The sequence below is a fragment of the Martinezella sp. CNPSo 3795 genome (assembly GCF_057784475.1).
This window is the reverse complement of record NZ_JBXSOQ010000002.1, coordinates 834912-852835: the sequence shown is the minus strand read 5'-3', so window position 1 is coordinate 852835 and position 17924 is coordinate 834912. Positions and strand designations below refer to the sequence as shown.

Below are 17924 nucleotides of genomic sequence, written 5' to 3'. Positions count from 1 at the left end.
ATGCACCCGAAAGCTGCGTGATGCCACATCACAATGCTTGCCAAGTAGGGACATGCAGTGAAGGAGCTTCAATATGTCACCGAAGTGCTTCGCTCTTCTATTTGCGATCTGCATTTCGCTGACGGCCGGATATATGCTCAGCTTCATATGGCTTTCCGCTGCGACAGCCTACTAGATTTTCATCGGTTCATGCGGAATCCTGTCTTATTCCTTTGTGCCTGGCTTACTCCGATCGTTCTTGGAAATGCGCACGCCCGATTTACCAATCGGCGTCACCAGATCTTTTTCAAGGACGGTTGGGGCCATACCCTCTTGCTCGCTCGATTGCTGGATCGGAGCGGGATTGTCCGATGTCGCTTTCCTGGAAGGAATGTTCGGACCGCCGAACTTTGTTTCTTTGCCTGTCATGATGCAGCCTTTCCTTGGAAATGAACCTTACTGCGAAAGAGCTGCAAAGTTCCACGAGATCGGAAGGACGAGAGGTATTTGCCGGTCGCACGGAACTTCCGCCGATTTCGCCGCTTAGACGGAAATGATATCTTTCATGCGATTGTTTCGTAACGAACTGACAACCCTTAGACGCTCCCCGGTCATGACCGCGCGGGTCCGGGCGGTTTCGCAATGAAGCACCAGGAGAGCGATGGATCCCCAACTAGGCAACGTCATGAAGGAATGAGCCTGCTCGGCCGCGGTCTCATTTCTGGAGCGGCCGACGACGATCCCTCGGCAATCGGCACCTATGCCAGCGCCGGCGCACGCTTCGGTCTCGGGATGCTCTGGACCGCGCCCGTTACGCTGCCGATGATGTTCACGGTCGTGTACCTTTCATCGAAGCTCGGGCAGGTAACCGGACGTGGACTATTTCAAGTCATCCATGACAATTATCCCCGATGGTTTCTTTATCTGGCGTTGGCCGGAGTCGTTATCGGCAATACGATCGAGGCTGCCGCCGACCTGGGCGGAATGGCGGCGGCGGTCAACCTTTTCGTGCCGCTTTCCGTTCCCCTTATCGTTGCCGTGATGGCAGTCATTCTGCTCTGTCTACAAGTGATGGGCTCCTACATTCTCATTCGCCGAATTTTCCGCTGGGTGGCCCTCAGTTTGCTGGCCTATACAGGCGCGGCTATATTAGCGAAACCGGACTGGATGGCCGTTCTTAAGGGCTCGCTCATTCCATCCATCGAATTTAACGAGGAATTTCTTTCGATCATCGTGGCGATCATCGGCACTACGCTGTCGGCGTATCTCTACACCTGGCAATCCAATGAAGAGGTCGAGGAAAAAATCGCCGAGGGAAAGACTTCGGTGAAAGCCAGACGAGGCGTCAGCAGCTCGAAACTGGCTCGTTCGCGCAAGGAAATCCTCGTCGGAATGACGTTCTCCAACCTGGTCATGTACTTCATCATTATGGCGACCGGCGCGACGCTGCATGTTCAGGGGCACACGGATATCCAAACGGCCGCGCAGGCGGCCGAAGCGCTAAAGCCAATCGCCGGACAGGCCGCCGGATATTTGTTTGCGGCTGGAATCATATCGGTCGGATTTCTGGCGGTTCCCGTCATGACGACGGGAGCGGCCTATGACCTCGCCCAGTCAATGGGCATCAAGGGCAGCCTGAACGCCAGTGCCCGCGAGGCGCCGGGATTTTACGTCATCATCACAGCGGTAACGTTGATCGCGGTCGCGATGAACTTCATTGGCATAAATCCGATGAAAGCCTTGGTATGGTCCGGCGTGGTTCAGGGATTTTCTACTCCGCCTCTCTTGCTATTGCTGCTGTTCATGACGAACAACAAGGTGATCATGGGCGAGCATGTGAATTCACGTCTTATGAATGTCGCCGGCTGGCTGACAGTCCTGGCCATTTTCTCGGCCAGTGCCGGGCTCGTGGTGACATGGATCATATAGGATGGGCGATGGAGCAGGCACCCGCCTGCCAATGGAAAGAATAAGCTCCTCACATCCGGCAGAAGATCTGACCTTGAAGGCTCAGATTGGCGCGCATGGATGCAACGCGACGCTCCGCGTCGGCCAGATCATAGGCCCAGAAACTGATGCCGAACGTCCGTCCATCGATATGGTAATCGGCCAGGAAACGGAACATGGTACGCCCGTTACGATCACTTGTACGGAATTCGGGTTCAGGGTCGCGATCCAATCGACGGACCTGCGGAAGCTGGATCACGTTCATTATCGAAACTCCTGTGGCTCATGCGCTTTCTCCGGCGATCCCGTGGTGATATCCAGCGGCCCTCGTCGGTCCATTTTCAAACTTCCGGAGACAATCGTTGTTCCCGCGGCGAGCGGCAGTTTGTAGAGGGCATCGGTAGAATGGTCGGAGGTACGATCTGCTCCTTTCAAGCGATCCTTGGTTCTTGCAGGCTCTTGCAAAGGTGGAGAAAGCGAAAGCGCGGCCGGTCTTGCAGCGTGGCAAATCATCAGGGCCGGCAATAGGCCGTGCCGTCGGTAGCTCTTGCCGGATGATCGACATATCGGCCGTCCGCTGGCGCGGCAATATCCCAGAAATTGGTCGCCAGCGTATCGAGGGCTGCGCGCAAGCCGGCCCCGCCCAGCGCCGGGCCATGACCGCTGATCAATCGTTCCGGCTTGAGACTAGCGATCTGCTTTGCTGATTGTTCCGATGCCTGCCAGTCGATCGTCAGATAGCGAGGCGGACCATGCAGCCGGGGAGCCTGCGTCACTACGTCGTAGACGGATTCCTGGCCTGTCGTGATGACGGCGTCACCGGCGACGAGGGTGCGATCGCTTTCGCGCCAAAGGGAGATATGTCCCGGTGTATGGCCGGGTGTATGCAGCCATGACCATTCGGAAGCGAAAGGTACGGTGCCGTCGCCAGGCAGGCTTTGAAGCATGCCGCCGAGGTTGGAGGGGCCGCGCGGCAGCAGGGGCGACATGAGCGCAAAGCTTCCGCCGCCGACCCATGGGTCTGCGGGCGGATAGGACGCACGTCCATCCAGGTAAGGATGCTCGAGCGGATGGGCGTAGACCGGCACATCCCAAAAGGCGGCCAAGCGTTCGACAGATCCGGCGTGGTCGATATGTCCGTGAGTCATGATAATGGCAGCGGGCCGGGAGGTCGCACCGAAGCGGCGCGCTGCGGCTGCCAAGATCCGATCCTGTGACGATGGCAAACCGGTATCGATGAGGAGCCAGTTGCTATCCGGCACAGGTCTGCCGAGAAAAACCACATTGACGATGGAGAGCTTCAGGTAGGCCACATCATCGCAGATTTTCCGCGTTCCATCCTCGTTTTCGACTTCGATGACATCGCTATCGCTGAGATGCAGTTGGTCATCCATATCCCGCACTCCGTTGCGAGCCAAATCGTCTCCGAACCACCCATCAATCACTTCGAGATCGATTGTGTTTCACCTTCGGATGAGCGGATGAAAATACAGCCATGCCGTAGCCATCCACTCATCCCGGTAGCCTTTTTACTTTGGAAGCTCCTTGGCCATTTGCAGATGCTGCTCGAGTTTCGGCCTCGTATTGGCGGCCCAGGTCTTCAGACTTGCATCCTCGCCGCCGTTTCCATAGCGTTTGAAAAGATCAACCGCATTCGCATGAGCTGAACGCTGGTCCGCGTCGTAGCGTTTGACAAAGTCATTTCCCTGCATTTTCTGCAGCCGCGCCAGCATCTTCTTCTGGCTTGAACTCATCTCCGTTGGCAGTGTCGCCTCGACCTTTCCACTGTTGACGAGATCTTTCAGCTCATTCGTTGTCTTTTGGTGATCATCAATCATTTGCTGAGCGAATTTTTTTGTTTGATCATTGCCCCGCTGCAGCGCGAGCTTGCTCGATTCAATTTCAAACATATCGCTGCTGGCGGCTTCATTGACAAAGTCTTGGGTATTTGGCGCCGCCCCCACGAGAGAGTTAACGCCTGTCTTTTCCGCTGTTGATTGAGAGTATGCTGGCGCCGCTGCCAGCGCTACCGCAATAGTGACGATCGCGAGCTTCATGCCGGTCTCCTTTTCAGATCTGCCTTTATAGAATCCAAGTATCTTCCGTTTGGCTTGGTTTCCTGCTGTTTGAAGTTACGCGGCAGCTACCGCGCGTTGGAAAAGATGATAGTACCGTTCAGTATCCATTCGGCGAGTGTCAGCAACGCGATCACCACAAGCGCAAGCACGATCAGGTATCCCGCTCGTCGTTTTCTGCTCTTTTGTTGAGGACTGTCGTTTGCGGACACAATCGGATCCGTTTCGACGGAATTTTTATCATCATCCCGCATTTCTTCTCCTTCGAGATAGCCGCAACGCAACTATCGCAGGCGAGGAATGTTCCCGGCTCGGAACAATAAATCCGTGTCGCGTATCGATGCCGGTTTCGGAGCCCAAAGGGAACAATCGACAGAAATAGAAGTTGGATGTTCCAAAGGTGCTTTCGCTGCGGTTCATCCGAATGGCGTGGCCGAGGAGAAGCACTGTCGTCCTAGCAAATTGATGGAGATGCATGATGGCTCACGCAGGAAAAAAGCAGTTCTCCCGCGGATCGAAAGGCAAAGGCGACGCATCAGGCGCCACTACGACACTTGAGGAGGGCAAGGTCGAGAAAATGCCGTTCTGTCCAACCGTGACAAGGCGCAACATTCGAGGGAACGAGGCCTCGACAGTCGCGACGTTCAGACGGAACAATATCGCGATCACGTCAGCAATCGCCGGTGACCGACGGCGAACGAATGGAAAGGACTGTCATGTCGGCAGTATTGAGATTTCGAAAATTCCACCGATTGGCATCTCTGTAGAGACGAGATCAAAAGGGATGCCAAGGGGTGATTGATGAGGATATGGCAAGATAACGATCGCCCGGTACCGGTCGCCAAGCGACAGTGAGTGTCGCTGCAAAAGCCGATTATTACCTGAAACAATCGCGACAATTGCAGATTTCAGCCACAATGCAGCAAAGTGCCAAGCCATTATTGTCAGGGACCGCGGAGAAAGCGAGCTTTCTCATCAATGGCAAGCATTATTTTTCGTGCCTTGCCAAGGAGCTAAACGAGGCTAAACGGCAGATCTGGATTATTGGCTGGAACTTTAATCCGGAAATATTGCTGGAACCGGAAAAATCGGACGTAACCTTGGGAGACGCCCTCGAACGGGCAGTCCATTCCAACCCGGATTTGCAGATCCGCATTCTGGTTTGGGCACTTGGGCCAATCTATTCGGATAAGTCCCTGAGAATATTTTTTCGAAAAACTTTTCCGAAGAGTGATCGTATCCAGCTACGCTTTGCGTTTCAGCCCGTGTTGCTCGGCTGCCATCATCAAAAGCTTGTTTGCATCGACGACCATGTCGCGTTCCTGGGCGGCATCGATCTGGCATCGCGCAGGTGGGATACGCGCGGCCATCGGGCCGGAGATCAGCACAGGCGAGATTCGGAGGGCCTGCCCTACGAAGCGGTGCATGACCTGCAGGTCATGGTAAGTGGGCAGGCAGCAAGGCTCGTCTCTGATATTGCCAGACAGCGGTGGGCGGCGGCAACTGGCGAGCGGCATGAACCCTTGGCACGTACTTGTGAGCATGAATCGCAATGCGAAGGATCGCTTTCTCTTTCCAATATACCAATCAGGCTTGCCGTCTCAAATCCCACGAGAGAACCGCGGGTGCGCGATAATCTCGGAAGCATCCTGGCTAAGCGGATGATCGATGCAGCGAGGAGCCATCTCTACATCGAAACGCAATATCTGGCCTCTTTCAACATTGCCGAAGCATTGGCCGCGCGTTTGAAGGAGAAGGCGGGGCCTGAGATCGTGATCGTCTGCGCGTCCTGTTCGCATGGTCTGATCGAAAAGATGATCATGGATAGGAATAGGGACAGGATCATTGCGAAACTCGAACACGCGGACGAGTTCGATCGCTTGCGCGTTTTCTATCCGGTCATTCCGGATGGGACCCGGCAGATGCCTCTTTTTATTCATTCAAAGTTGTTGATCGCAGACGACACCCTGGTGCGAATTGGCTCGTCGAACCTCAATCATCGTTCGGAGAATTTGGATACGGAGTGCGACATTCTGTTTGAAGCGCAAAGCGCCGAACATAGGATGGTCATCCGCGGTCTGCGTCACAGCCTTCTTTCGGAATTTCTCGGCTGTTCTTCCAAAACGCTCGATCAGGTCTTTGAGCAAAACGGCTCTCTTATCCGTGCGATCGCCGCGCTCGATCTTGGCGCAAGGGGCTTGAGACCACTTTACTCGAAAAGCCGAAAGACCACACCTGTTTTGGGGACGGCACTGTTCGATCCCGCACGGCCCTGGCCGCCATCACGCCTCGGTCGTGTCGCGGGTCGATTGCGTCGCATGCTCCGGTTTGGCTGATTGCTGGCTGAAGATCAGTTCGGTGATCATCATCGTGATGCCACCGAACAGAAGCGGAATGAGATAGTAGATCAGGCGAAACGCGATCAAGGCTCCGATCGAGGCAGCATTCGGAACAGCATATGCCAGGGTTGTCTCCAGGATACCGAGACCTCCGGGGATATGCGTGGTCAGGACGAGAGTGTTGGCAAGCACGAATGCGGTGATGGTGCGAAAATAGGATACCTCGGCATAAGCTGAAAACAATGCGTAAAGGCATGCCGAGACGAAGGCAAAATTCACCGTGCCAATCGCAATTTGCGCCAGAGCTATCCTGACTTGAGGCAATTCAAATGACCAATGCCATAAAGTCAGCCGCCCTCGCAGGTATTTAGCCAGAATACCATAGATCACAGGAACGCAAAGAAGAGCGCCACCCAATATCCGCAAAGTTGAAGGATCGACATGTAGCAGCGTAACGATATCTTCCGAAGCGACAAGCAAGGCGATACCGCCGATGGTAACCAAGCCAAGGGCGACCGTCACGCCGGAAAATAGAATGATCTTCGCGACGTCTTCGATGCTAAGGCCCCAGCGAGCATAGTAGCGATAGCGAAATGCACCGCTGCTGAGCCCTGCAAATCCGATATTGTGACCCATTGACAGGCTGATGAGGGATGCCAGCGCAATTTTTGAATATGGCAAGGACTTTCGAAGCGACAGAATGGCCAGATAATCAAAGCCGGTCAGGCTGATATAGGAAGCCGCCGCGAAGAGGATTGCTGCCGCAAGGTACGAGAAGGGGAGTCTGCGCAGCGATGCTTCAATCTCTTTCAGACTGTAGTGCGAAAGTATCCGATAAAGAAGAAAGATCGCCAGGCAAAGCGCGCCAAGCATTGCCGCATTCCATATCAAGCCTTTTCGGGTCATCGGGTCTGCCTTTGTTCACGCCGGCGATGCGAGCGGAACGACTGGGCGGCTTTGGTGTTCCCCACATATGATCAACGAGAAGCGAATCAGAATACTCACCTACAATGTCCACAGCTGCATTGGCACCGATCGCAAGGTCGATCCGGCTCGGATCGCATCCGTCATCGCTCAAACACAGGCTGATATCGTGGCGCTGCAGGAAATCGACGTCCGTCGTTTGCGGACAGGGAGTATCGACCAAGCAAGCATGATCGCGTCGCTTTTGAAGATGGAAGCTCATTTCAATCCGACCCTGACATTCGCCGAGGAGCAATATGGAGACGCGATCATAACCAACTGGCCGACAAGGGCGGTCAAGGCCGGTCCGTTGCCCTCAAGAGGCGAGCCTCGCGGCGCTCTTGCAGTCGAGATTGTCATCGGCGACGTCATATTGAACGTCGTGAATACACACCTTGGCCTTCGTGGGCGGGACCGTATCCAGCAAATGACGACATTGCTGGGTCCCGCATGGCTGCATGGTTCCGTGAAGCCAGGAGCGACGATCCTGTGCGGCGATTTGAACGCCGTTCCCGCATCCGCCACCTATCGGCTGGTCGGTCGACTCCTGAAAGATGTCCAGCTTCAGGGAAAAGGCCGGGCGCGTCCGACCTTTCCCTCCAGATACCCTCTGATGCGCCTCGATCATATATTTGTCAGCGAGGATATTCAGGTCATGGATTCTGCCGTTCTGCAAAACAAGCTGACGAAGGTTGCTTCCGATCATCTTCCGCTCATCGCCGATCTGATCCTCGCGGGTTAGCGATTACCCCTGATGACTGAATGATCCCGCCGGAATAAGCTCGGCAAACCCTGACAGACTCGGCGCCGACGGGGAACATTCAATCATCCGCGGGGTTCGAAGGCGAGGCAGACGTGTAAGCCTGTCGCTGCAGGCAATGTGCGCTCGAGGGCGCCGCCGCTATCATGGCCGTTTGCAGGACAACGGGAGATCAGATGTCGGATGCCATCGGCCTTGCCGGTTATGGACGTGCACGCAGTGTCGACGCAAATAGCTTAGTCGGCGGCAGCGACAAGCGCCGCGCGGGTGTGCTGACGTTTCATGGCTGTATCAATTACGGGTCCTATTGGCAGGCACGCTGCCTGGTCGAAGGATTGCGATCAATGAACGTCGATGCGCTGCTGCTGAACCATAGATCAAGACGCGTGGATTTAGCGGAGTGGCGTTGCGCATTTCGGCCGCGGCTTCCGGTCGCGACTGCCAGGGAAGATTATCCGCTTTACCGGAAGAAGATCCGCAAATTCCTCGATGCGATTTCCCGGCTGCCACTATCCGCACCGTTCGCGTTAGAGGATCCATCGGCTATCGAAGATCTGCCGCTCGTCATCGTCGGTAGTGACGAGGTCTGGAATTTGCATCATCCCTGGTATGGCGGCAGCGGCCTCTTCTTTGGCGAAGGCTTGCGGAAGCCTCTCCTTTCCTCCTACGCCGCCAGCTTCGGAAATTTCAATTCGGCGCGGCGGCTGAACGGCCACTGGGCCGAGAAACTGCGTAACTTTTCCTGGATTTCAGTGCGCGACTTGAATTCTAAGCGCCTTCTCGGTGAGGCTTTAGAGCTGGAGGCCGAATTGGTACTCGATCCATGCCTTCAATTTCCGCAAACGATCTTCGATGCTGGTAAAGAACAGCCGTTACACCCTTACGCGGCTGTTTACGGGCACAGCTTTCCGGCCTGGTTTCAGCGGATGGTTCGTGATTGGGCGGATGTGAATAATACCCGGCTGATTAGCATCGGATACAGGAACAATTGGGCTCATGAACATCGCATCGACGCGGGACCGGAAGAATTCGCCCGTCTGATCGGCGGCGCCAGCGCGGTGGTGACGAATTTCTTCCATGGCTGCGTTTTTGCTCTCGTCAACGAAAAGCCCCTGGCATGCGTTCTCTCCGATTATCGATCGAACAAGCTTCGCGATCTGACGGCGATGGTCGGGATCGAGGAAAGTGTCATATCTGAATTCAGCCCCGCGTCTCAATTGCATCTGGCCTTGACGGAAGCGCCTGGGCCGGATGTTGTCCGGCACATCGAAAGTCTTCGTCACAACTCAACCACCTTTCTCAATCATGTCGTCGAGCAGGCATTCTGATCCATTGGGAAATACCGGCCGGCTGAGCCCGGCTGACGTCATTCGCTCCGGACTCTGCATCGGGTGCGGTGCCTGTGCGTCGCGTACGCATGAGAACGGCATCCATATGGAGTTCGACCGTTTCGGACAATGGAAGCCGCGTGCGAGCAGCGGCTGGATGCGAGACCGAACTGCGGATTTTTCGCGAATATGCCCGTTCTCTCCTGCCAGCAAGAACGAGGATGCGCTCGCCGAAGAGCTTTTCCCTAACGCTGAAAAAACCGACCCCCAGCTCGGCCGATTGGAAGCGACATTCGTCGGGCATGTCGCGGAAGGCGCCTTTCGCGTCAGCGGCAGCTCGGGAGGTATGGTCACATGGGTCGCTACCGAACTCCTTCGCAACGGACTTGTCGATGCGGTGGCGCATGTTGTTGAACGAAGCAGACCGGCAAGGGGCGACGAGCGCATGTTTTCCTACACGCTTTCGCGCGATCCGCAGGCGCTGCTGGCAGGCGCAAAGTCGCGCTATTACCCGGTCGAGATGTCGGGGGTGCTCGAACAGATCAGGCGGACACCGGGTCGATATGCGGTGGTCGGCGTTCCCTGCTTCATAAAGGCGTTGAGATTGTTGAGCAGCGTCGATCCGATCCTGAAAGAGCGCATTGCCTTCACGCTCGGGCTCGTTTGCGGCCATATGAAAAGCGCGCGCATGACCGAGAGTTTCAGCTGGCAGATGGGGCGGCGAATTCAGGATGTCGAGCGGATCGACTACAGGTCAAAATCTTCGGATCGCCCGGCCAACTGGTATCGCGCGAGCCTGAGTCTGCGGGATGGCGAGCACCAGGCCCGAGACTGGTGGAATCTGGTGGACGGCGACTGGGGCGCTGGCTTTTTCCAGAATTCCGCCTGCAACTATTGTGACGACGTGGTTGCGGAGACAGCGGATATTGCTTTTGGCGACGCCTGGCAGGAGCCCTATTCGTCAGATGGGCGAGGAACCAATGTCGTCATCGTGCGCTCGAAGGCGCTTCTCGAGCTCATTCATGCGGGGATGGAATCCGGACGCATTTGCCTCTCGCCCGTCGATGAAGCCTTCGTTGTCAGTACCCAGGCAGCCGGTTTTCGGCAAAGACGGGAAGGCTTGGGCTTCCGCATGAGCTTACCGCGATTTGGCATTCGCCCCGGCAAGCGCGTCGCTGCGGTGAGACACGGGTTGGGTGCCCGGCGCAAGATGATATACGGCATGCGCCTGGCCATCAGTTTTTGGAGCCATCGGGTCTTTTGGCTCGCCCGTGAAATGCATTGGCCAGGTCTCTATCTGGGTTGGGCTCGCCTGATGCTGAGCTGCTATCATGCGCTGGCCTATTCGCGTGGACCCATGGGTCGGCTGCTCGATCGCTTCTGTCCGGACAGGAAACCGTGAGGACGGATGATTAGAAAGCCGTCATGGCGGAAGACGGCCGATCGAAGCGATCAGCGGTCCGATGCGGGGCATAGCGTTCGACCATTTCGCGGCAGAATTCGGCAAATTCTTCCGGCACCAGCGGTGCACTCGTATGATGAGGGGCGATACCGCGATGTTCCGGCGTGAAGCAGAAGGTGACCGTGACATCGAAGTCCTCAAGGCTGCGCATTTGCCGATCGAACCAGTCCAGCGCATTGGGACGGAAACGATCCGCCCAGGAAAGGCCTGTCCTGATCGATTTCACCCTGAGCCGCTTCATCCAGGCGACCGCCTCGTCAAGTCGCGGATCTTCGAAATGAAACCATTGAACCAGGCCGAGTTCCGGGGCATGCCGGGCGAAGGCGTCAAGGGCCGGCTTCGGCGTACCGTCCTCCCGCAGAAGACCCATGTAGTAGTGCCGATAATAAGAGGAACCCTCGGCTTCCTTGTGGCGCGTGGTCGCTTCCCATGACCTCGGAAGGTCGAAGAGACTGTACCACTGGAATTGCGGCACCTTCCCCTTGAGCAGCTCGATCGTGCGGTTCAAGCCCCAAAGCTGCACGTATTCAGCGCCAAAACTCGATACGCCGACCTCGCTGACCCAGACGGGAAGATCGGTGACATCAGCGATTTCGGCGATTCTCCGCGGCCATTCGTCAATTTGCCATAGATTCCAGTCCAGCGGAAAGCCGTGAACCGCGACGGCGTCGAGATGATCCAGGACCCCATAGTTTTTCATTCGATCCATGAAGGCGGGATCAATCGGAGAGATGCCGCCCAGCACCTTGACCAAGTCGGGATTCGCAAGCGCGATCGCGTCGGCGGCCAGTATCGCCATTTCGGCAAACCGGCTCCAGTCGGGATCTATCTCCGGATCCCAGTGCGACTTGTTGTTTGGCTCGTTCCAAATCATAGCTGCTTCGATCATGCTGATCTCCCGCGACAAGCTCATGGATTCATTTCATTGAGGGTGATGATTTTCGCTCCCCAATCTCCGACGACCATGTGGGTCACGGATGCTGGTTCCACGTCGAACCTCAGCCAGGCGTCGATCGGCAGGCCGAGAACATGGCTGACCGCCGCTTTGATGACATCGCCGTGGGATACGAGCGCCAGCCTCTTGCCATCGGCCTTGCTCGCGAGATCTGCAATCAATTTCCAAACGCGGCTCTGAACGTCGAGCATGGTTTCGCCGTTCGGCGCCCGTACAAGGCTGCGCATGGTGTTCCAACGTCGCCATTGGGCGTCTTGTTCGAGCGTCGAAAAGGTCTTGCCGCTCCAATCGCCGAAATCGACTTCATCCAGTGCCTCTTCGATCCGCGGGGAACCCAGCCCGCATGCGGAGACGATTGCTTCGGCCGTCTGCCGGGTGCGTTCGCGCGGGCTGCTGTAAACCGCATCCAGATGGTAGCGCGCCATGCGCGGTCCAAGGCGATTTGCCTGCGACAAGCCCGCATCGCCGAGAACGATCCCATGTGTGCGACCTGCAAGAAAAGCGCCGAGATTGTCGTGGGCTGCGTGACGAACAAGGAAGAAGGTCGTCGTCATTCCGCCGCTCCGGGCAAGGCATCCTCCTGGTCCTCGATGAAAGCTTGCGTACGCCTGCGGGCTTCCTGATCGGTGAATTGGCGCGGCGGTGATTTCATGAAGTAGCTCGATGGACCTACCAGAGGGCCGCCGATGCCGCGATCGAGCGCCAGTTTGGCGCAGCGTATCGCGTCGATGACCACACCGGCCGAATTGGGCGAATCCCACACTTCCAGCTTCAGTTCCGCATTGAGCGGCACGCCGCCGAACGTCGTTCCCTCCAGCCTGATATAAGCCCATTTACGGTCCGCGAGCCATGGAACATGATCGCTCGGTCCGACATGGATGTCCGTCGGCGCAAGCGGAACATCGAGCTGGCTCGTCACCGACTGCGTCTTTGAGATCTTCTTCGATTCAAGCCGCTCGCGTTCCAACATGTTGAGGAAGTCCGTATTGCCGCCGAAATTCAGCTGATAGGTGCGATCGACCCTTACGCCGCGCTCGCGGAAAAGGTTGACGAGCATACGGTGGACGATCGTCGCGCCCACCTGGCTTTTTATATCGTCCCCGATGAGGGGCAGGCGGCTCTCGGCAAAACGGCGCTGCCATTCAGGCTTCGAGGCGATGAAAACGGGGATGCAGTTGACGAAGGCGCACCCTGCAGCGAGCGCCTGTTCGGCATACCACTGCGTGGCTTCCTCGGACCCGACCGGAAGATAGGAGACAAGCACTTCTGTCTGCGTCTGGCGCAAAATTTCGACGACATCGGCGACCGGCTCTTCCGATTGTAGGATCTCGTCCTTCAAGTATCGGCCCAGGCCATCGAGGGTCTTGCCGCGATTGACCTTGATGCCAGTCGGCGCGACCTCGGCAAAACGCTGGGTATTGTTGGGTTCGGCGTAAATGGCCTCGGCGACATCCTTCCCGACCTTGGAAGCGGCGATATCGAAAGCCGCCGAAATCTCGACGTCGCGAACATGATATCCTCCGAGGTCCACATGCATGAGGCCAGGGACGGGCTCGTTGCTTTCGGCATCGCGATAGTAGGTCAGCCCCTGCACAAGCGAGGACGCGCAATTGCCGACACCGACGATAGCTACTCGAATGGAATGGGAACGCATGTCTTTCTCCAGCATCTACAAAGCCATCCCCGAACAAGGAGGGGAGGCATCTGTTCCCGAAAAAATCTTTCAATGGATCGCAAGCCGGTTTCGCGCGTTCGAATGTTTCGGATTGAAGAGGTGCGGCGATGCTGGTCTACGGAGATATGGAGCGTGTCGAGGACGCCGCATCGATATGCCGCCGGATCGCAGATGGCATGATGACTTGCTTAAGTATGAAGCCAGATCGCCATCGGCACGAGCTCCTGGTGCAGACCTTCATTATGGCCGGCGAACTCGTCCAGGGGCTTGCCGATCGTGAATTTCAGCAAAGAGGCTGCGATGAGATTTCCGACACGCAGACTGCCGGTGCGGAGCTGCTGCTCATGCAAGCCCGGATGATTCTGCAGTCGTGGCAAAGAGGTTTCTCCGCGCCTCTGACGCTTTCAGCCGATTGGAAAGCGTTGCTGGAGCGCCTCGGGGTTGAGGAATTCATCTGGATCAGGCGGCCCGAAGGTTATGCTCATTATGCGCTCTATCCCGAGAGCTTTCTGGAGGCGGCCTTGCGTTCAGGCCTCACCTCCGAGACCGTGGTGATCGGCGTGCGCAGTATCGGCGTCGGCCTTGGCGCGCTTGTCGCGGCCGCGCTCGGCTCCGGGCCTGCCTATTCCCTGCGGCCGACGGGCGATCCTTTCCGCCGGCACGTGCTGCCAGGGGAAGCTTTGCAAAATCAAATTCTGAGCCGATCCGATACGGATTTCGCCATTGTCGATGAAGGCCCCGGATTGTCGGGCAGTTCATTTGGCTGCATAGCGGATTGGCTGGAGACGAATGGGGTCCCTGCCGAGCGCCTTCATTTTTTTCCAAGTCACAAGGGCGACCCAGGTGGGCAGGTCAGCAAGACGCATCTTCGCCGGTGGAGGCAGCGGAGACCGCATGTCGTCGATGTTCACGAGCTGATCCTGGACGCGCCGGAAAAGAAACATAACCTCAAGTCGTGGGCTTGCGAGCTCCTGGGCGTGAGCGGAGATTCCTGGCAGGACCTGTCGGGGGGCGAGTGGCGAAGGCTTCGCTATGGGGATCCGCACAATTGGCCGCCGAGCTATCGGCAGCAGGAGAAGCTGAAATTTCTGCTGTCGAACGGCGAGGCGCGCCATCTGGTGAAATTTGCAGGGCTTTGCGATACGGCAACCAAGCAGGCAAGAGGCAGGGTGTTGAGCGAGGCCGGCTTCACACCACCGGTATTGGGGACCTGTCACGGCTTCATTGTCGAACCATGGGTAGAGGGCTCTCCAATGACGGTGGGGCCGGCATCAAAGGAAATGGTTGAGCAGATCGGCCAGTATCTTGGTTTCCGGGCAGGCCATCTTCCTGCTGCGCATGGAGGAGCATCGCTCTCCGATCTATGCCATATGGCCGTCGTCAATATCGGGGAGGCCCTCGGAAGCGAGATCGCTAATCACGTTGAACGACTGATTGGCCAGCCGCATCGTTTGACGAAATATTTGCGGCGGACGGATACGGATAGTCGGCTTCACCGATGGGAATGGGTAAGGCGGCAAGACGGCCGTTTGATGAAGACCGATGCGCTGGATCACAATGCCTCTCATGATCTCATCGGATGTCAGGATGTCGCCTGGGATGTCGCGGGTGCGTGTGTGGAATTCGATCTATCGAAGGCGCAGCGGCTACATTTGGCTCAGATTGTTGCGGCAGAAGCCGGTCGCGATGTGCGCGAGGATGTGCTTGACGTGTTCGAGGCATGCTATCTAGGCTTTCAGATAGGCCTTTGGTCTTTGGCGGCACAAAGCCAAGATACTGCTGAGCGAGGACGTCTGACGAATGCCGTGGCGCGCTATGAAGGGTGCATCCGCGCATTACTGGCGGACCGTCCCGCCATCTTCAATGGCTGATGCCTCCTCGGCGGAGTCGGGTTTGTCCGAAGTCATGTCAGGTCGATATCCCAAGGCCGTTCTGATGAGTTTGATGGATTGGATGCCGACACCTCTCAGCATCAACAATTGGTCGTCCGTCATGCCCGCAGCCTCGTGACAGCGGGTAATGCCGTTGTCGGCCAAGGAACGAACCACCCAGCGCGGAAGTGTCGTTTCGGAAAGAACGTCCGAGCCTTGTGTCGATGCGCCTGAGCCGCGGCTTTCACCCGATTGCATCGTAGCGATCCATAAGTTGATGCATTGAGATCGCATCGAACTCGCCTGAAGGGCATGGGTTCCAGCTGCTTGCACAAAATCGCTATTCGCCGATACCGTTGCTCCCGGCGGCATATATCGCGTCAATAACCGCGGCAGAACTAGTGAGGCCCTCGCAGGCTGGGTCATAGCTGTTGTCTCCGGCCAAGTGCGTTGCCCAGGCCGCCGCTGCCCGCCCGCCCCAATCATCCGGCGGCTCGACAAGGAGATCGGTGCGTGTTCCGCTGTGTCGTTCCGCGGCGAAATCATAGAAAGAACCGTTGAGGTTCCGCATGACGGCCCCTCCCTGCGTTCCGTGGAAGCTTGCGCCGATAACGGCATCGCAACCAGCATTGAGGCCCCAGGAGCAGGCCAATCGGAAAGTTACGCCATTCGACAAGGTTATAGTGGCGAAGGCGAAATCTTCCACATCGTTGCTGTTGGGAGGGATTGGAGCGCCCTTTCGAAGAAGGCAGCTTTGAACCCCGGCGATGGCCGGGAAGTCGAGTGTCCATAATGCCAGGTCAACCAGATGGATCCCCAGATCCATGACGCAGCCCCCGCCCGAGCGTTGCCTGTCGTAGAACCAGGGCTTGTCAGGCCCATAGGCGTTGTGAAAGACCATATCGACAGCGAAGATCCGGCCGAGTTCTCCTTTGCGAACTAGGTCACGGATGAGGCTCATGGCCTTCGTGTGCCTGTAGGAAAGGTCCACCTGCATCAAGCGGTCCGCCTTCCGGGCCGCCGCAATCGCCTGTTCGACTTCGGTTCGGGTGCGGCCCAGCGGCTTCTGGCAAAAGACGGCAATGCCTTGTTCAAGAGCAGCAACGGTCTGCTCTGCGTGCAAGGCGCTGGGGGTGGCAATGACGATCCCATCGAGCGGTTCGGCGAGCAGATCATCGAAGCGAGATACGATCTTGCCCTGCCCGGCAAGTTCTGCAGCTGTTCGCGCCATCTCCGCCGATGGGTCGCAGATGAACGTCTTTCCGACCAACCCGGTGTCCAGGATAGCCTTCATGCGGTGCCTGCCAATCCAGCCGACACCCAGAAAGCCAAGCCGAAGGCTGCCGTTGACACGGCCACGGCTAGCGTGTTCGTCGCGAACGCTCATCGGTATATAACCAGGGCTTTGAGGAAGCCGTCGGGGCGGTCCCGTGTCATGTTCAAGGCATCATCGAGCCGCTCAAGCGGAAAACGGTGGGTCAGGAAAGACCATGGATCGAGCCGACCGGCTTCGATTGCCGCGATCGCATCGCGAATGCCTTGCACATAAACGGCCGAGTCCCGCTCGTGAGCATTGACGACATCGAGCCCTCGCCAGTTCCACAACTGCATATTGACCTGCCTTGGGCCATCTTGATGATAGCCCGCAATGACCAGGCGTCCGCGCTCGCGCGTCAGTTCGGCTGCGAGATCAAGCGGCCATTGCTTGCCTACGGCCTCGATCACACGATCGCAGAATTGCCCTCGCGTCGCTTGCTTCACTTTCTCGATAATCTGCCAGTGGTCCGCCATCTCTATTGTTTCGAGCGCCCCCGCGCGTCTGGCGACCTCCAGAGAAAATGGCCTTCGGGAAATCGCGATGACATGCGCGCCGGCGGCCACGCACAGCTGGGTCAGCAAGGCACCGAGGAAGCCAATTCCAACGATGGCGACGAACTGCCCCGGTTGAACGTCGCATCGCTTGAAAATATTCATGGCGCAACCTAACGGCTCTCCCGGAAACGGCCGATTATCGAGCCAGGCGGGTAGCCGGACAATGTCGCTCTGATCGGCGAGATCGTAGGTGGCATAAGCATGCTGACTTAAAGTCGCGACGCGATCACCAACAGCAAAACCGGCGACATCATCTCCGATCGCATCGATAGTCCCCCAGCCTTCATGTCCCAGTCCTCCGGGCTCCGTCGGAAACCGCATCCATTCCGGGCCTGACCATGGCGTCAGGTTCGAGGCGCATACTCCGCAACCTTCCAATTTCACACGCAGTTGACCGGCGGCAGGTTCGGGCATAGCCAAGCGTTCTACGTGCAGCTGCCCGGGTCCCGTCACGACGGCCGCTTTCATATCGACTGCCTGCACTGATGTGATCGCGTTCATTCATACTCTCCTTGGAGTTCTAGCCTTCCGATCGTCGAATTGGATCGAAGAGGCGTGCCTAACTGGCATGCGCATGGCTTGTTCCAGAAGATGATGAAGATGCTTCGTGGCAGGTACAAGGATGTAGCCAGACGAGCGAAATCGAAGCGCATCATGGAAGAAGTCTACAAAGATAATGATGTCATAGCGTCAGGAAC

17 protein-coding genes are annotated in these 17924 nt (G+C 57.0%); 6 read left to right on the top strand and 11 right to left on the bottom strand.

The window, feature by feature from the left end:
* Positions 1-204: 204 nt before the first annotated feature.
* Complete coding sequence (locus tag AC13QY_RS08855; RefSeq protein ID WP_113353038.1) at positions 205-408, bottom strand: hypothetical protein; 204 nt, start codon at positions 406-408, stop codon at positions 205-207.
* Between the two features lie 264 nt (positions 409-672).
* On the opposite strand from AC13QY_RS08855, the gene AC13QY_RS08850 reads away from it, so the two are divergent.
* Positions 673-1908, top strand: coding sequence for an NRAMP family divalent metal transporter (locus AC13QY_RS08850; protein ID WP_488493288.1), 1236 nt, complete (start codon positions 673-675; stop codon positions 1906-1908).
* Positions 1909-1957: 49 nt separating this feature from the next.
* Here AC13QY_RS08850 and AC13QY_RS08845 read toward each other — a convergent pair whose 3' ends face one another.
* The 4 genes from AC13QY_RS08845 to AC13QY_RS08830 form a co-directional block, all read right to left on the bottom strand.
* Complete coding sequence (locus AC13QY_RS08845) at positions 1958-2191, bottom strand: hypothetical protein (protein WP_113421108.1); 234 nt, start codon at positions 2189-2191, stop codon at positions 1958-1960.
* Positions 2192-2438: 247 nt separating this feature from the next.
* Positions 2439-3320, bottom strand: a complete 882-nt coding sequence (locus AC13QY_RS08840) for an MBL fold metallo-hydrolase (RefSeq protein WP_488493287.1) — start codon at positions 3318-3320, stop codon at positions 2439-2441.
* A gap of 135 nt (positions 3321-3455) precedes the next feature.
* Positions 3456-3983 carry a DUF4142 domain-containing protein gene (locus AC13QY_RS08835; RefSeq protein ID WP_488493286.1) on the bottom strand — a complete coding sequence of 176 codons (528 nt, stop codon included), beginning with the start codon at positions 3981-3983 and terminating at the stop codon, positions 3456-3458.
* Positions 3984-4069: 86 nt separating this feature from the next.
* Positions 4070-4255: a hypothetical protein gene (locus AC13QY_RS08830; protein ID WP_069614303.1), complete on the bottom strand. Its 186-nt coding sequence runs from the start codon at positions 4253-4255 to the stop codon at positions 4070-4072.
* Positions 4256-4852: 597 nt separating this feature from the next.
* Here AC13QY_RS08830 and AC13QY_RS08825 point away from each other — a divergent pair.
* Positions 4853-6337, top strand: coding sequence for a phospholipase D-like domain-containing protein (locus AC13QY_RS08825; protein WP_488493285.1), 1485 nt, complete (start codon positions 4853-4855; stop codon positions 6335-6337).
* Here the strand turns inward: AC13QY_RS08825 and AC13QY_RS08820 are convergent.
* Positions 6284-7246, bottom strand: a complete 963-nt coding sequence (locus AC13QY_RS08820; RefSeq protein ID WP_488493284.1) for a lysylphosphatidylglycerol synthase domain-containing protein — start codon at positions 7244-7246, stop codon at positions 6284-6286. The two genes, AC13QY_RS08825 and AC13QY_RS08820, sit on opposite strands and share 54 nt — an antisense overlap.
* Before the next feature lie 67 nt (positions 7247-7313).
* Here AC13QY_RS08820 and AC13QY_RS08815 point away from each other — a divergent pair, with 67 nt between their 5' ends.
* From AC13QY_RS08815 to AC13QY_RS08805, 3 genes are all read left to right on the top strand, one after another.
* Positions 7314-8045: an endonuclease/exonuclease/phosphatase family protein gene (locus tag AC13QY_RS08815; RefSeq protein WP_488493283.1), complete on the top strand. Its 732-nt coding sequence runs from the start codon at positions 7314-7316 to the stop codon at positions 8043-8045.
* 194 nt (positions 8046-8239) lie between these two features.
* Complete coding sequence (locus AC13QY_RS08810; RefSeq protein ID WP_488493282.1) at positions 8240-9391, top strand: polysaccharide pyruvyl transferase family protein; 1152 nt, start codon at positions 8240-8242, stop codon at positions 9389-9391.
* Entirely contained in the window at positions 9369-10793 is a 1425-nt protein-coding gene (locus AC13QY_RS08805) for a Coenzyme F420 hydrogenase/dehydrogenase, beta subunit C-terminal domain (protein ID WP_488493281.1), read from the top strand. The genes AC13QY_RS08810 and AC13QY_RS08805 overlap by 23 nt, the downstream gene beginning before the upstream one ends.
* Positions 10794-10803: 10 nt before the next feature.
* On the opposite strand, the gene AC13QY_RS08800 is transcribed toward AC13QY_RS08805, so the two are convergent.
* Genes AC13QY_RS08800 through AC13QY_RS08790 form a run of 3 tightly spaced genes read right to left on the bottom strand, consistent with a single transcriptional unit; the run spans position 10804 to position 13462 of the window.
* Positions 10804-11742 (bottom strand): glycoside hydrolase 5 family protein, encoded by a 939-nt coding sequence (locus AC13QY_RS08800; protein WP_488493280.1) that lies wholly within the window; start codon positions 11740-11742, stop codon positions 10804-10806.
* Positions 11743-11762: 20 nt separating this feature from the next.
* The gene (locus AC13QY_RS08795) at positions 11763-12362 is read right to left on the bottom strand and encodes a histidine phosphatase family protein (RefSeq protein WP_488493279.1); all 600 of its coding nucleotides are present in this window, start codon (positions 12360-12362) and stop codon (positions 11763-11765) included.
* Complete coding sequence (locus AC13QY_RS08790) at positions 12359-13462, bottom strand: inositol-3-phosphate synthase (RefSeq protein ID WP_488493278.1); 1104 nt, start codon at positions 13460-13462, stop codon at positions 12359-12361. The genes AC13QY_RS08795 and AC13QY_RS08790 overlap by 4 nt, the downstream gene beginning before the upstream one ends.
* 248 nt (positions 13463-13710) lie before the next feature.
* On the opposite strand from AC13QY_RS08790, the gene AC13QY_RS08785 reads away from it, so the two are divergent.
* Positions 13711-15354, top strand: a complete 1644-nt coding sequence (locus AC13QY_RS08785) for a hypothetical protein (protein WP_488493277.1) — start codon at positions 13711-13713, stop codon at positions 15352-15354.
* Positions 15355-15694: 340 nt separating this feature from the next.
* Here the strand turns inward: AC13QY_RS08785 and AC13QY_RS08780 are convergent, their stop codons facing one another.
* Positions 15695-16741: a Gfo/Idh/MocA family protein gene (locus AC13QY_RS08780; protein ID WP_488493276.1), complete on the bottom strand. Its 1047-nt coding sequence runs from the start codon at positions 16739-16741 to the stop codon at positions 15695-15697.
* Positions 16738-17727, bottom strand: a complete 990-nt coding sequence (locus tag AC13QY_RS08775; RefSeq protein WP_488493275.1) for an MDR/zinc-dependent alcohol dehydrogenase-like family protein — start codon at positions 17725-17727, stop codon at positions 16738-16740. The genes AC13QY_RS08780 and AC13QY_RS08775 overlap by 4 nt, the downstream gene beginning before the upstream one ends.
* Positions 17728-17924 lie beyond the last annotated feature (197 nt).